The sequence below is a fragment of the Microbacter sp. GSS18 genome (genome assembly GCA_029319145.1).
In the GTDB taxonomy this organism is placed as follows: Bacteria; Actinomycetota; Actinomycetes; order Actinomycetales; family Microbacteriaceae; genus Microbacterium.
In genome coordinates, this window is sequence record CP119753.1 from 289,928 (window position 1) to 304,975 (window position 15,048).

Genomic DNA, 15,048 nt, shown 5'->3' on the forward strand with positions numbered 1-15,048 from the left:
GGCTTCCTCACAGCGCCGGTTCTTGACACGGTGTGTATGGTGTGCATCGAAGAAAGGACGCCACTCTTGGCAGAAGGCAAGAAGCTCGTCATCGTCGAGTCTCCGACGAAGATGAAGTCGATCCAGGGCTATCTCGGCGATGACTACGAGGTGCTCAGCTCCGTCGGGCACATCCGCGATCTGGCCGACAAGAAGGACATCCCGGCCGAGAAGAAGCAGGCCTACGGCAAGTACTCGATCGACGTCGACAACGGATTCGATCCCTATTACGTCCCCAGCGAGCGCGGCAAGAAGACCGTCGCCGAACTCAAGCGCGCGCTCAAGGAGGCCGACGAGCTCATCCTCGCCACGGATGAAGACCGCGAAGGCGAGGCCATCGCGTGGCACCTGCTCGAGACCCTGAAGCCCAAGGTCCCCGTCAAGCGCATGGTCTTCCACGAGATCACCAAGGATGCCATCCGCGCCGCTGCGGAGAACACCCGTGAGCTCGACCTCGCGCTCGTCGATGCGCAGGAGACCCGCCGCATCCTCGACCGTCTCTATGGATGGGACGTCAGCCCCGTCCTCTGGTTCAAGGTCCAGCAGGGCACGTCGGCCGGCCGCGTGCAGTCCGCAGCGACGCGACTCGTGGTCGACCGCGAGCGGGAGCGCATGGCGTTCGTGTCGGCGTCCTATTGGGACATCGAGACCATCGCGGCCCGCGGCACCGACGCGTTCGGGGCGCGCCTGGCGCGCCTGGACGGCGCGGCGCTCGCGCGGGGCACCGACTTCGACGACCGCGGCCAGCTGAAGAAGGCCGTCGTCGTCCTCGACGAGGACGCGGTGCGCTCGCTCGCCAGCGCGATCGAGGCCGTCGGCGAGGCATCCGTCACGGCGCTGGAGTCCAAGCCCGGCACGCGCAGCCCGAAGGCCCCCTTCACCACGTCCACCCTCCAGCAGGAGGCCGGTCGCAAGCTCTCGATGAGCGCCAAGCACGCCATGGGCGTCGCACAGCGGCTGTACGAGAAGGGGTACATCACCTACATGCGCACCGACTCGACGTCGCTCAGCGCGCAGGCCGTGCAGGCGGCCCGAGCGCAGGCGGTCGAGATGTACGGGGACAAGGCGGTGCCGCCGAACCCGCGCAGCTACCGCAGCAAGTCCAAGAACGCGCAGGAGGCCCACGAGGCGATCCGGCCTTCGGGCGACGTCTTCCGCAAGCCGTCCGAGGTCGCCTCCGACCTCGATCGCGACGAGCAGCGGCTGTACGACCTCATCTGGAAGCGCACCATGGCCAGCCAGATGTCGGACGCCAAGTACGAGACGACCACCGTCACCCTCGCCGTCGACGCCGACGGGCGCGCCGCCGAGTTCACGGCATCCGGCACCGTCTACACGTTCAAGGGCTTCCTCGAGGCCTATGAAGAGGGAAGCGACGAGAAGCGCTCGGATGCCGACAAGGCCGACGACCAGCAGCTGCCCGCCCTGTCCGTCGGCGACACGCTGCGGCTGAAGGAGGTCGAGCCGAAGGGCCACGCCACCTCTCCCAAGCCCCGCTACACCGAGGCGAGCCTCGTCAAGGCGCTCGAGGAGAAGGGCATCGGCCGCCCGTCGACGTTCGCGAGCATCATCGACGTGATCCTCAACCGCGGGTACGTCAGCAAGCGCGGTCAGGCGCTGATCCCGTCATGGCTGGCCTTCAGCGTGACCCGACTGCTCGAGCAGCACTTCTCGGATCTCGTCGACTACGACTTCACCGCGGCCCTCGAGGACGACCTCGACGCCATCGCGCGCGGCGAGCAGAAGCGCGTGGAATGGCTCAACGAGTTCTATTTCGGCTCGGACGCCCACGTGGGACTGCGCAACATCGTCGACAACCTCGGCGACATCGACGCACGCGAGATCAACGCGACGCGTATCGGCGACATCGCCACGCTGCGGTTCGGCAAGTACGGCCCCTACCTCGAGGTGCCCAACGCCGAGAACCCCGAGGGGGACCCGCGACGCGTCAACATCCCCGAGGAGCTCGCCCCCGACGAGCTGACGATCGCCAAGGCGCAGGAGCTCATCGACGCCCCTGTCGCCGGTGACCGCGTGCTGGGGGAGAACCCCGCCAACGGCAAGATCATCGTCGTCAAGGACGGCCGCTACGGCCCGTACGTGCAGGAGACCGACCCGGTCGACCCGGATGCCGTCGACGCCGCGACCGGCGAGGTCGCCGAGGCCGCCCCCGCGCCCAAGAAGCGCGGCGCCAAGAAGGACGCGGCGCCCAAGCCCCGCACGGCGTCGCTGTTCAAGTCGATGTCGGTCGACACGATCGACCTCGAGACGGCCCTGAAGCTGCTCGACCTGCCGCGCATCGTCGGCGCCGACCCCGAGTCGGGCGAGGAGATCACCGCGCAGAACGGCCGCTACGGGCCGTACCTGAAGAAGGGGACCGAGTCCCGCTCGCTGGACGGCGAGCAGCAGATCTTCGACATCACGCTCGAGCAGGCGCTGGCGATCTACGCGCAGCCGAAGTACGGCGCACGCCGCGCCTCGAGCGCGCTGAAGGAGTTCGACGCCGACCCCACCAGCGGCAAGCCGATCAAGCTGCGCGACGGCCGGTTCGGTCCGTACGTCACCGACGGCGAGATCAACGCGACGGTGCCACGCGGTGAGGACGCCATGGAGATCACCTTCGAACGGGCCGTGCAGCTGCTCGCAGACAAGCGCGCGAAGGGCCCCGCGCCCAAGCGCACGGCGCGCAAGACGACGACCCGCAAGACCGCGGCGAAGAAGTGACGGCCGGCCGCCGGCATCCGCATCCCGGGCTCTTCGTCACGTTCGAAGGCGGCGACGGCGCGGGCAAGACCACGCAGTCGGCGATGCTCGAGACATGGCTCACCGGCGCCGGCAGCACCGTCGTGCGCACGCGCGAGCCCGGCGGAACAGAGGTCGGACTGCTCATCCGCGACATCGTGCTGCACCACCGCGGCGAGGTCGCGCCGCGCGCCGAGGCCCTGCTGTACGCCGCCGATCGCGCCCACCACATCGCCACGGTCGTGCGTCCGGCCCTCGAACGAGGCGACGTCGTCATCCAGGACCGCTATTTCGATTCGTCGGTCGCCTACCAGGGCGCGGGGCGCGTGCTGGGGCGCGACGAGGTGCGCGACCTGTCGCTGTGGGCGACCGAGGGGCTGCTGCCCGACCTGACCGTCCTGCTCGATCTCGCCCCCGAGGTCGCCCGGGCGCGGCTCGATGCCGACGACAAGCCGTTCGACCGCCTCGAGGCCGAGAAGGCTGCGTTCCACGCGCGGGTGCGCGCCGAGTTTCTCGAACTGGCGGCGGCGGAACCCGATCGGTTCCTCGTGCTCGACGCGCTGGAGCAGCCCGAGGCGCTCGCCGCCGTCGTGCGCGAGCGGGTCTCGGCGCTCCTGACCGCGGCCGGCGGTGTCGGCCGCGCCGGTTAGGCTGGGCCCCATGGGTTCCGAGGCCGACGCGTCCGTGACGGCGCCGGCGTTGCGCGACCTCCCGTGGACGGACGTATGGGGTCAGGACGCAGCGGTACGGACGCTCCAGGCGGCGGCGGCGCACCCCGCCAACATGACCCACGCGTGGCTCATCACGGGCCCGCCCGGATCGGGACGGTCCAACCTCGCCTACGCGTTCGCGGCGGCGCTCATCGCCGAGCCGGGCGACGAGGCGGCGATGCGCCAGGTGCTCGCGCGCACCCACCCCGACCTGACGTCGCTGCGCACGGAGCAGGTGATCATCCGCATCGACGAGGCCCGGCGCCTGGTCGAGCGCGCCTACTTCGCCCCGTCGATCGGGCGGCACCGCGTCATCGTCGTCGAGGACGCCGACCGCATGGCCGAGCGCACCTCGAACGTCCTGCTCAAGGCCCTCGAAGAGCCGCCCGAGCACACCGTCTGGGTGCTGTGCGCACCGAGCGACGCCGATCTGCTCCCCACGATCCGCTCGCGCGTGCGCACGCTGAGGCTGGGCGAGCCCGAGGTCGCCGATGTCGCGCGGCTCATCGCCGAGCGCACCGGTGTCCCGCAGGCCGTCGCCGAGCAGTCCGCGCGGCTGGCCCAGCGTCACATCGGCATGGCGCAGCGGCTGGCGACGGATGCCGATTCGCGAACCCGCAGAGACGAGACGCTGCGCGCCGTGCTCGGCGTGCGCAGTGTCACCGACGCCGTCGAGACGGCCGGCCACATCGTGCAGGCCGCCACCGACGACGCCAAGGCCCTCACGGCCGAGCGCGACGAGGCCGAGCGCACGCAGCTGCGCCGCACGCTCGGCATCGCCGACGGCGCCGCGCTCCCGCCTGCCGTGCGGTCGCAGCTGAGCGCGCTCGAGGACGAGCAGAAGCGCCGTGCGACGCGGAGCCTCCGCGACGGCATCGACCGGGTCCTCACCGACCTGCAGTCGCTGTACCGCGATGTGCTCATGCTGCAGTTCGGCCGCGACGACGCGCTCATCAATCGCGAGCTCGAGCCGCAGCTGCGCCGGCTCGCCGAGACATGGTCGCCGCAGCGCACCCTGGTCGTCGTCGACCGCATCGCCGAGACCCGACGCAATCTCGAACAGAACGTCGCCCCCACCCTCGCCATCGAGAGCATGCTCGTCACCGTTGCGAGCGGAAGGACTCCGTGAACGCCGCCCCGCCCCGCCGCGCCCGTCGCGTGCTCGCCGTCATCGCCGGACTCGTCGCGGCCTCCGTCTCGCTCAGCGGCTGCCTGTACGCGATGATCCCCGAGGAGAGGCCGCGGTCCACCGCGAGCCCCGCGCCCGACGCCTCGGGCGTCGCCGCCGAGCTGCAGCCCTTCTACACCCAGACGCTCACCTGGAGCGACTGCGGGGTCGGCATGGACTGCACCGTGGTGACGGCTCCGCTGGACTGGAACAACGCGTCCGAGGGCGAGATCGACCTCGCTGTGATCCGAAGCCGTGCCGAGAGCGGCGAGCCCCGTGGGTCCCTGCTGACCAACCCCGGCGGCCCGGGGGCGAGCGGCGTGGACTACGTGCGCGACTCTCTGTCGTACGTCGTCACGCCGCGCCTGCGCGCGAGCTACGACATCATCGGGTTCGACCCGCGCGGCGTGGGTTCGTCGACGGCGGTCCGCTGCTTCGACGCGGCCGACATGGACGCGTACCTGTTCGACATCCCGGCCGACCCGCGCGGCAGCGACGGCTGGACGGCCGAGCTCGAGGACCGCAACGCCGCCCTCGCGGCGGCGTGCGAGGCCGGCAGCGACGGCATCCTGCCCTACATCTCCACCGAGCAGTCGGCGCGCGACATGGATCTGCTGCGCGCCGTGCTCGGCGACGAGAAGCTGAATTACCTCGGGTACTCGTACGGCACGTTCCTCGGTGCCACCTACGCGCAGCTGTATCCCGAGCGAGTCGGGCACCTCGTGCTGGACGGCGCGATCGACCCGTCCGTGCCGTCGACCGATGTCGGCGCGACCCAGATGGCCGGGTTCGAGAAGGCGCTGCGGGCGTTCATGGCCGACTGCCTGGCCGGCAGCGACTGCGCCTTCCGCGGAACGGTCGACGACGCGATGGCCGATCTCGGCGCTCTGCTGGCGAGCGTCGACCGCGACCCGATCCCGAACGCCGACGGACGGATGCTGGGAGCCGACTCGCTGATCACCGGGATCCTGGCCGCCCTCTACTCGCAGGACAGCTGGCCGTTCCTGTCCCAGGCGCTCACGGGCGTGCTGCAGGGTGATGCCTCACTGGCGTTCGCGCTCGTCGACTTCTACTACAACCGCCAGGGCGGGGTGTACGTCGACAACTCGACCGAGGCGTTCTTCGCCTACAACTGCGTCGACTATCCGCCCGGCACCGCCGAGGAGGAGGAGGCCGCCGAGGCGCGCGTCGAGGCCGAGGCTCCGACCATCGCGCCCTACTGGGGCGGACCCGACCTGTGCGACGCGTGGCCCGCGCCGCCCACCGGCACGCGCGGTGAGCTGACCGCCGAGGGGGCCGCACCGATCCTCGTCATCGGCACGACCGGTGACCCGGCGACCCCGTACGAGTGGTCGGCGGCGCTCGCCGACCAGCTGAGCTCCGGCGTGCTGATCACGCGCGTGGGCGAGGGTCACACCGGGTTCAACAAGGGCAACAGCTGCGTCGACGACGCCGTGGAGTCGTACTTCCTCGCCCAGAGCGTCCCCGACGACGGCCTGACGTGCGACTGACGGCGCGCCCGGTCGTCGCCCCGGTTCGCGACACCCGTCGCGACAGGGTAAGATCATTCATCGTGCCTCGCGCAAGAGGCGCCCGCCACCTTAGCTCAGTCGGCAGAGCGATTCACTCGTAATGAATAGGTCAAGGGTTCGATTCCCTTAGGTGGCTCCACCTTCACGGAGCCTGCTCGACCATCGTCAGAGCAGGCGGCACCGCACCGCGACGACGACGGCTTCGATCGTCGTCTGCGTGCCCAGGATCCGCCCGGCGTTCTCGACGCGCCGGCGGACCGTCCGCTCCGAGAGGCCCGCGCGTCTGGCCACCTGTCCGAACGTGAGCCCCGCGGCGAGCAGCGCGAGGATTCTGCGCTCCTCGACGGAAAGCGGATGGGTCGGCGTCTGTGCGGCACGATCGTCGACCCCGCGAGCCGACACTCCGGCCGCCCGACCGAGCGTGCGGCGGTCGTCCTCTGTAGCATCGTCCTGCACCCGACACCCCCTTGTGGTCGGTCTCCACGTCACCGCCGAACAGTGATGAACAGTCGATTGAAACGACTGAATGGATTCAAACCGTGATCCGACCCTACTGACGGGGCGGTGGGACGAAAAGGCCATAGCTTCCTCACAACTTGGATATTCTTCCGAGCATGGCTCCTGCGGCTCCGGTGTCCCGCGAGGCGGGCTTCACCGGCCCGCGACACATCGTCATCCCTCTGGGACCCGTTCGGGCGGCGCTCGATGCGCCGATCACGCGACGTCTCGTCGTGACCGCCTGCGGGCGCTACCCCTCCACGACACGGCATCGGAGCGAGCGGCCGAGAGGCGCCGACGAAGACATCGTGATCATGTGCGCGGACGGCAGAGGCTGGGTCGAGGTCGACGGAGCCAGGCACGACGTCGGCCCTCGTGACGTCCTCGTGCTTCCGCGTCGCGTTCCGCACGCGTACGGCGCGGACGACGACGATCCGTGGACGATCAGCTGGCTCCACCTGGGCGGCGGCGACCTCCGTGAGCACTTCGATGCGTGCGGTGTCAGCGTGAGCCGTCCCGTGGTCCCGATCCGCTCGCTCTCGCTGTGTCTCGCCCTCACCGAGGGCATCATCGACCGGCTCGAGCACGACCGGACCCTCGCGAGTCTGACTGCGACCTCGGGGGCCGTGGTCCACATCCTCGCCACGATCGCATCCGAGAGGCGGCGGGATGCGCGTGACGCACCGGTGCAGCGCATCAAGGAGGCACTGGCCACCGACCTCGGCGACTCCCTGACCCTTCTCGAACTGTCGGCCCGCGTGAACCTCTCGGTCTCGTACCTCAGCGAGCTGTTCAAGACCGAGACGGGGCGATCGCCGATGCAGTACCGGACCTACCTGAGGATGAGACGGGCGCGGGCGCTGCTCGGCGGTACGGACGAGCCGATCGCCGCGATCGCCGCGAAGGTGGGGTATCCCGACCCCGCCCACTTCTCGAAGCGTTTCACGGCCGTGCACGGTCAGAGCCCGCGCGCCTACCGCTTGGACAACACCTGACGACGGGGCACGTCCTCGCACGGACCGTCACACAAGACTGCGGTGCAGCGCCCGAATCGGACGCTGCACCGCAGCGGTGTGAGGTGGGGATCAGTCGAGCGTGCTCGTCACCGAGTAGCTGCCCGAGCCGAGCGTGAACTCGGCGACGCCGTCGGCGTACTCCACGTCCACGTCCGCGTCCACGCCCACGGTCTCGGCCGAGGCGGCGGGCACGCGCACGGTCGCGGTGGTGCCGGCGGGGATGTCGAACTCGTACGAGAACGCGTCGCCGTCAACGCTCCACGCGCTGGAGATGTTGCCGTACGGGCTCAGGTACTCGCCCTCGACCTCGGTGATCTTCCCGGTGGGGTCGAGCTGAGGCTGCAGGAAGAAGTGCTTGAACCCGGGGTTGGCCGTGTCCTTGGCGATGCCGGCCATGTCCTCGTACATCCACTCCACGATCGCGCCGTAGGCGTAGTGGTTGAACGAGTTCATGCTTGCCGGACCGAAGCCGTCCTCGATCGAGTACGAGTTCCAGCGCTCCCAGATCGTGGTCGCGCCGTTCTTGACCGAGTACAGCCACGACGGCATCTCGTCCTGATGCAGGAGCGTGTAGGCGAGGTCGCCGCGACCGACGTCGGTCAGCACCGGGTTGATGATGTTCGCGCCGAGGAAGCCCACGGAGATCGTGTCGGCCGGGTAGTCCGCCCGCGTCGTCTCGATGGTCTGGGTGGCGGTCGGGCCGTGGTTGGCCACGAACTCATCGGTGGCGTTGATGTTGTCGGCCAGCAGCCGGATCATCTGATCGCGCTGCTCGTCGTCCTCGTAGAACCCGAGCTTGAGCGCCCACAGCAGTGCCGTCTGGGTGTCGTCCTCGGGGATCCCGCCGTTGGTCAGCGCGAAGCCGCTGGTGGGGAGCGAGGAGAGGATCCGCACGCCCGCCACGGGATCGTCGACGACGTACTTGTCCAGGAACGCCTGCTTCTGGTTGGCGAACCACTCGTCGTACATCGCCGCCTCGGCGTCGCGCCCCGTGGCCGTGGCCATCTGACTCATCAGCGACGTCGAGTACGCGTAGTAGTAGTCGCTCGTCAGCTGGTTGGTCGTGTGCTGGAACGAGAGCCAGTCGCCGAAGACGGCGCCCTGGCCGGCCCACGTGTCACCGGTCTGCTCGTGGATCCAGTCCAGGTACTTCACCATCGCGTCCCAGCTGTCCTCGACGATCGTGTCGTCGCCGGTCATCTGCCAGACGGTCCAGGGCAGCACGACGCCCGCGTCGGACCAGCCGCTGATGCCCCGCTGCGACAGGAACGAGAACGCCGCACCCGGCGCGACCGCCGTGAACTGCGCGCCGTCCGGGCCGTAGAGCTCGGTGGTGTCGATGAAGCTGTCCATGAAGTGGCTCAGGAACCACGACGAGTCGCCGTTGTAGAGGGCGGTGTTGGCGAAGACCTGCGTGTCGGCCGTCCAGCCCTGGCGCTCGTTGCGCTGCGGGCAGTCGGTCGGGATCCACAGGTAGTTGCCGCGCTGGCCCCACCGGGTGTTCTCGAACAGCTTGTTGATGAACTGGTCGTTGGTCGAGACGCGCCCGGTGTCCTTGATCGCCGACGTGCCGACCTTGCCCTGCACGTCGTGGAGCGTGACCTCGGCACCCTCGGTCATCACGGTGACCTCGACGTACTGGAAGCCGTAGAAGCTCAGGCTGTCCTGGTGCGTCTCTTCGCCATCACCCGAGAGGATGTAGTTCGTGGTCGCCCGCGCGCCGCGCAGGTTCTCGAGGTAGACCGATCCTGCGGGTCCGTCGGCGCCGTCGGAGTCGTCGTTGAGGAACTCGCTGAAGCGCAGTCGGATGGCCGTGCCCTCGTCGCCGCTCACGGTGAACTTCGGCACGCCGACCATGTTCTGACCGAGGTCGTAGACCGCGGTCTCGCCGGAGGCCAGCGTCACCTCGGCGTCCTTGGCCGCGTCACCCGAGACCGAGCGCGACTCGTCGACGACGACCTCGCCGAGACCGTTGGGGCTCGACTCCTCGTTCGTGACGCCGGTGTGCACCGTGAGGGACACGGGCTCGGGCGACACGTCGTCCATGATGCGCGCCGTCTCGCCCGGGTAGGCGGTCAGCGTGGCGTCCGGGAACGTCTCGTCGTACGGGCTCTCGACCGTGCCGGCCCAGTCGGAGTCGTCGAAGTCGGCGTCGTTCCAGCCCGGGATCTCCATGGTCGCGTCGTAGTCCTGGCCGTCGTACACGCCGTCGAAGCGGTACGGGCCGGTGTCGGTGGCACGCCACTCGTCTCCCGCCTCCGTCACGATGGACTCGGTGTTCCCGTTGGCGTACTCCACGAGCAGCTTGGCCTTCAGACCCAGCGGGTTGCCGCTGCGGGAGTAGTAGTTGGCGCCGTTGGAGATGCCGCTGTTGAACCAGCCGTTGCCCAGGACCGCGGCCACGGCGAGCTGCCCGCCGTCCTGCTTGGCGGCCTGGACCATGTCCGTGACGTCGTAGGTCATGTAGTTGACGGTGACGTCGTAGTTCGTCCAGCCCGGGGTCAGCAGCTCGACCGTCTCACCGTCGCCCTGGGGGACCGAGACGCGCTCGCCGTTGATGTAGGCGTCGTAGACGCCGAGCGAGCTGATGTAGAGGCGGGCGTCGGTCACGGCCGGCTTCTCGAGCTCGACCTCCGTGCGCAGCATGGGCTGGCCGGCGGAGTTGGGCTCCTTGCCCTCCATCGAGATCCACTCGGCGCCGTCCCAGTTGGTCTCGCCGTCATCGCTGAGCAGAGCGGTCTCGAACGACGCGACCTCGGAACCGGGACGGATGAGGCGGCCGTCGGCGTCCCACACCTCGACCTTCCAGAAGTACTCCGTCGAGGGCTCCAGCGCGTCGCCGTCGTACGAGACGGCGATCTGCCGGTCGGACATGACCTTGCCGCTGTCCCAGACCACACCCCGGCCGCTGCTGAGGCCCGCCTCGCTCGTGGCCACGATGATCTGGTAGGCGGTCTGACCCTGGTTGCGCTGCGTCGAGGTGATGTTCCAGCCGAAGCGGGGGGATTCGACGTCGATGTTGATCGGAGCGACGCGGTGCTCGGTGGTCAGATGGGTGACGGCGGCTGCCGGAGCGGCGGAGGCCGCGGCGGGACTGAGGACAGCGCACCCCAGCGCGAGCGCTGAGGTGAGGGCTATCGTTCTGAGCGTTCGTGGGCTGGACACTGGCCACTCCTTCGTCATTGAAATGATTCAAACAGTTCAGCCGGAGCCGCTGACAGGTGGCAAGGTTCACGCCGAAGGTTGGCCGCATCCGGCCATCGGCGGGGAGCGGAGAAGTGGTCCGGGATGCCCTGGCGAGGCGGTTCCGCAGAACGTGGCGAAGCGGTCCGCGCGGCCCGCGGGGTCCGGTAGGCTCGTGACCAAACCAGGTGGATCAGGAAACATGAAACCCCAGATGCGGCCCGGTTAATCGAGGCGTGCGTCTCGGTGCGGCAGCTGCGAGAGGCAAGAGGTTCCATGGATCCGCGGGTGGGCCACGTGGTCGAGATCTTCTCGTGGATCGGGTTCGGCGTCGGTGCGCTCCTCGCGGGCATCGCGCTCGTGCTCTACGTCACCGACGGCACGTGGCTCCCGATGCGCGTCATGATCGAGGACGACGATGCGGCCGGCGGCCGCACAGCACGATGGTTCTCGGACCGCGGGGGAGTGGGTCAGGCCCATCTCACCGACGAACAGGACGCCGCCCTCGCCGGACGCGACAGCGCCGACGTGTTCGTCCGCAGCGGCGCGCGCCACCGGCTGCGGCTGACCCGTCACAGTCGTCTTGTGCGCGGTGTGGCGATGCTCGCGGGCGGATTCCTGGGTCTCGGGGTCGTGACGGCAGCCGTCTCGATCACGCTGCTGGTCGCGCGCGGCTGATCACGCCAGCGCCAGCATGCCGCCTGCGCCCAGCGCGAGCGCGAGGCCGACCCACTGCACCGCCGCGACGCGCTCGCGCAGGATGAGCGCCGCGAGCAGGATCGTGCCCGCCGGATACAGCGCCGTCAGCGCGGAGACGACCGACAGCTGACCCTCGCGCAGGGCCAGCAGGATCAGCGCGTTCGCGCCGGCGTCGCCGATGCCGCACGCGATCGCCAGCAGCCACGCGCGCGACCGCGAGGTCGCCTGACGCGCCTCGGCGGCGGCGCCCGTTCCGACAGCGTGCTCGAGGTCGGCGTGCCCGCTCGGCGCGGCGCCGACCGCGGGGGAGCGCGCGTCGAGGACGGATGCCGCGCGGCGCCCGCGGCGCACCGCTGCCGCCATCAGGGCGACCACGACGGTCGCGGTGATGAGCGCGTTCGTCGCGCGATTGCCGACGAGGGGCAGCAGCCCGCTGGCGTCGCTGGTCTGGGCGATCACGATCAGGAAGCCACCGATGGCCAGCCCCGCGCCCACCGCCATCACGAGGCCGCGCGTGCTGGGACGCACGACCTTCTCTCCCGGGATGAAGCCGACCAGCACGACGGCCACGAGCGCGACGCCGAGACCCGCGTAGCCGAGGGCCGACAGCTGCTCGCCGTCGACGATCAGCCCCCACAGCATGGGGGCGATCGCCGAGACGACCGCGGTCAGCGGCGAGAGGATGCTCATGGGGCCGATCGCCAGGCACGCGTACAGCAGCACGATGGCGACGGCGCCGAAGACGCCGGACAGGACGCCCCACAGCAGATCGGGCACCGACCACTGTCCGCCCACGAGCGGGACCGCCGCGAGGAGGGCGATCAGACCCGACGTCGCCGCCACGGCCGTCACCACGATCGAGCGCAGCCGCTTGGCGGCCAGGCCGCCCAGGAAGTCGGCGGCGCCGTAGGTGAACGCCCCGAGCAGGGCGAGGGCGGCGGAGAGCATCCGCACCAGCATAGGGACGGCTGGAGCGCCAGGTTGCTCCCGACCGATTTCGCTAGCTAAGCTAGCAATATGGCGAATCCCCACCACGCGCGACGCGAGCCCACGCGATGGCTGCGCATCGGCATCCCGGTCCTCCTCGTGCTGGTCTGGCTGGCCGGCGGATCTATCGGCGGCCCGTACTTCGGCAAGGTCGACGAGGTCTCCAGCAACGACCGCTCGAGCTTCCTCCCCTCCAGTGCGGACGCCACGCAAGTGAGCGAGCAGCTGCCGGACTTCCTCGGCGGTGACAGCATCCCCGCCGTGGTGGTGATCGAGGGCGACGGCGAGCTGGGCACCGACGAGCTCGCCGACGTCCAGGCGGTCGCAGACGACATCGCAGCCCTCGACGAGGTCTCCGACGGGGTGTCGCCCCCGATCCCGTCCGAGGACGGCGAGGCGGTGCAGATCTTCGTGCCGATCGACGCCGACGGCGAGGTGGACCTCGTCGTCGGCGAGATCCGCGAGATCATCGCCGACGACCTGCCCGCGGGCCTCGAGGGCTGGGTCACCGGCCCAGCCGGGTTCACGGCCGACCTCGTCGAGGGCTTCCTCGGCATCGACGGACTGCTGCTGGCGGTCGCGCTCATCGCGGTGTTCCTGATCCTCGTGGTCGTCTACCGATCGCCCCTGCTGCCGGTCCTCGTGCTGCTGACGAGCGTGTTCGCGCTGTGCGTCGCGCTGCTGACGGTGTGGTGGCTCGCGTACGCCGACATCTTCGTGCTCAACGGCCAGGTCCAGGGCATCCTGTTCATCCTCGTGATCGGTGCGGCCACCGACTACGCGCTGCTGTACGTCGCGCGCTACCGCGAGGCGATCGGCGCGGGCGACACCCGGTGGGCCGCCACGATGCGCGCGTGGCGCGGTGCGTTCGAGCCGATCCTGGCCTCGGGCGGAACGGTCATCGCGGGTCTGCTCTGCCTGCTGCTGTCGGACCTCGCCACCAACCGCGCGCTCGGGCCCATCGCCTCGATCGGCATCCTCTTCTCGATGCTGTCGGCGCTGACGTTCCTGCCGGCGCTGCTGGCGATCTTCGGCCGGGTCGCGTTCTGGCCGTTCATTCCGAAGCATCCGATCGCGACCATCCCCGACGACCTGTCGAAGCCCGTCAAGGGTCTGTGGCCGCGGCAGGCGCGCTTCGTCGCGCGTCACGCCCGGGCCGTGTGGATCGTGTGCACCGTCGTGCTGCTGGCCGGCGCCGTGGGCATCACGCAGCTGAAGGCCGACGGCGTGCCCTCCAGCGACCTGGTGCTCGGCACCAGCCAGGCCCGCGACGGGCAGGACGTCCTGGGCGAGCACTTCCCGGCGGGCTCGGGCAGCCCCGTCTACGTCGTCGTCGATCAGGACGAGCTGGTGACCGTCGTCGAGACGCTCGAGGACGCCGACGGCGTCGATTCGGTGTCGGTGGCCTCCGAGGACTCCCCGACCGGGCAGGCGTCCGTCGAGATCCAGGACGGCGAGGCGGTCTTCGTCGCCGTCGGTCCTCCCGGCACCCCGGCTCCCGAGCCGACCGTGTCCGGCGGCGACGTGCTGGTGATCGGAACGCTCACGGATGCCGCCGACTCGGTGGCCGCCGAGGACACCGTCCGCGAGCTGCGCACGGACCTCGACGACGCGCTCGGCGCGGGAACCGCGCTGGTCGGCGGCGAGACGGCGACCGACGTCGACTCCAACGCCACCTCGATCCGCGACCGGACGGTCATCATCCCGGTGGTGCTTGCGGTGATCCTCATCATCCTCATGCTCCTGCTGCGAGCTGTCGTCGCACCGGTGCTGCTGATCCTCACCGTCATCGTGTCCTTCGGCACGGCGCTCGGCGTCAGCGCGTGGGTGTTCAACGGGCTGTTCCAGTTCCCGGGCGCCGATCCGGCCGTGCCGCTGTACGGATTCGTGTTCCTCGTGGCGCTCGGCGTGGACTACAACATCTTCCTCATGTCGCGGGTGCGCGAAGAGTCGCTGAAGCACGGCACGCGCCCGGGCATCCTGCGGGGGCTGGTCGCCACCGGCGGCGTCATCACTTCGGCGGGCCTCGTGCTCGCGGCGACGTTCGCGGCGCTCGGCGTCATCCCGATCCTGTTCCTCGCGCAGCTGGCGTTCATCGTGGCGTTCGGCGTCCTGCTGGACACGTTCGTCGTCCGGTCGCTGCTGGTGCCGGCCCTGTCGTACGACATCGGGCGAGCGATCTGGTGGCCCTCGAAGCTGTGGCGGGCCGGGCCCGAGACGCAGGAGCCCGCGGCCGCCCTCGGGCGGGGCGACGGCGATGCGCCGGAGGGGTCCGGCGAGACTCCGCACGCGGAGCCCGCGCCCGAGGTCACCGACCCCGAAGACGGCCATGCGCTCACTCGTGCCGAGTACCGGGCCTCAGTCCGCGACTGATATGCGGCATGGCGCGCGCTCGGGCGGGGTCGGACACGACAGCCTCGAGCGCGCGCCGCGGACCGGGGTCCGCCGAGCGGGTCGGGTGACCGATGCCTGAC

At 69.9% G+C, this 15,048-nt stretch carries 10 protein-coding genes and 1 tRNA gene; 8 read left to right on the forward strand and 3 right to left on the reverse strand.

From position 1 onward, the window contains the following. Positions 1-66: 66 nt before the first annotated feature. The 5 genes from topA (at position 67) to P0L94_01375 (ending at position 6,330) form a co-directional block, all read left to right on the forward strand. Positions 67-2,763: a type I DNA topoisomerase gene (topA, locus tag P0L94_01355; protein WES64730.1), complete on the forward strand. Its 2,697-nt coding sequence runs from the start codon at positions 67-69 to the stop codon at positions 2,761-2,763. Further along, complete coding sequence (tmk, locus tag P0L94_01360; protein WES64731.1) at positions 2,760-3,431, forward strand: dTMP kinase; 672 nt, start codon at positions 2,760-2,762, stop codon at positions 3,429-3,431. Before topA ends, tmk begins: the two co-directional genes overlap by 4 nt. Before the next feature lie 10 nt (positions 3,432-3,441). Then, a complete protein-coding gene (locus P0L94_01365; protein WES64732.1) occupies positions 3,442-4,620 on the forward strand; it encodes a DNA polymerase III subunit delta' in 1,179 nt (392 codons plus the stop codon). After that, positions 4,617-6,170: an alpha/beta hydrolase gene (locus P0L94_01370; protein ID WES64733.1), complete on the forward strand. Its 1,554-nt coding sequence runs from the start codon at positions 4,617-4,619 to the stop codon at positions 6,168-6,170. The genes P0L94_01365 and P0L94_01370 overlap by 4 nt, the downstream gene beginning before the upstream one ends. Before the next feature lie 84 nt (positions 6,171-6,254). After that, positions 6,255-6,330: transfer RNA gene (locus P0L94_01375), tRNA-Thr, on the forward strand. Between the two features lie 26 nt (positions 6,331-6,356). Here P0L94_01375 and P0L94_01380 read toward each other — a convergent pair. Continuing rightward, positions 6,357-6,647 (reverse strand): helix-turn-helix transcriptional regulator, encoded by a 291-nt coding sequence (locus tag P0L94_01380; GenBank protein ID WES64734.1) that lies wholly within the window; start codon positions 6,645-6,647, stop codon positions 6,357-6,359. Between the two features lie 158 nt (positions 6,648-6,805). Between P0L94_01380 and P0L94_01385 the strand changes: the two genes are divergently transcribed. Beyond that, positions 6,806-7,684: an AraC family transcriptional regulator gene (locus P0L94_01385; protein ID WES64735.1), complete on the forward strand. Its 879-nt coding sequence runs from the start codon at positions 6,806-6,808 to the stop codon at positions 7,682-7,684. Between the two features lie 90 nt (positions 7,685-7,774). On the opposite strand, the gene P0L94_01390 is transcribed toward P0L94_01385, so the two are convergent. Further along, positions 7,775-10,870, reverse strand: a complete 3,096-nt coding sequence (locus tag P0L94_01390) for a family 78 glycoside hydrolase catalytic domain (protein ID WES64736.1) — start codon at positions 10,868-10,870, stop codon at positions 7,775-7,777. 294 nt (positions 10,871-11,164) lie between these two features. Between P0L94_01390 and P0L94_01395 the strand changes: the two genes are divergently transcribed. After that, entirely contained in the window at positions 11,165-11,566 is a 402-nt protein-coding gene (locus P0L94_01395; GenBank protein WES64737.1) for a hypothetical protein, read from the forward strand. Here the strand turns inward: P0L94_01395 and P0L94_01400 are convergent, their stop codons facing one another. Continuing rightward, complete coding sequence (locus P0L94_01400) at positions 11,567-12,535, reverse strand: EamA family transporter (protein WES64738.1); 969 nt, start codon at positions 12,533-12,535, stop codon at positions 11,567-11,569. It abuts the gene before it with no gap. Between the two features lie 69 nt (positions 12,536-12,604). On the opposite strand from P0L94_01400, the gene P0L94_01405 reads away from it, so the two are divergent. Continuing rightward, complete coding sequence (locus tag P0L94_01405; protein WES64739.1) at positions 12,605-14,947, forward strand: MMPL family transporter; 2,343 nt, start codon at positions 12,605-12,607, stop codon at positions 14,945-14,947. The last annotated feature ends 101 nt before the right edge of the window (positions 14,948-15,048 follow it).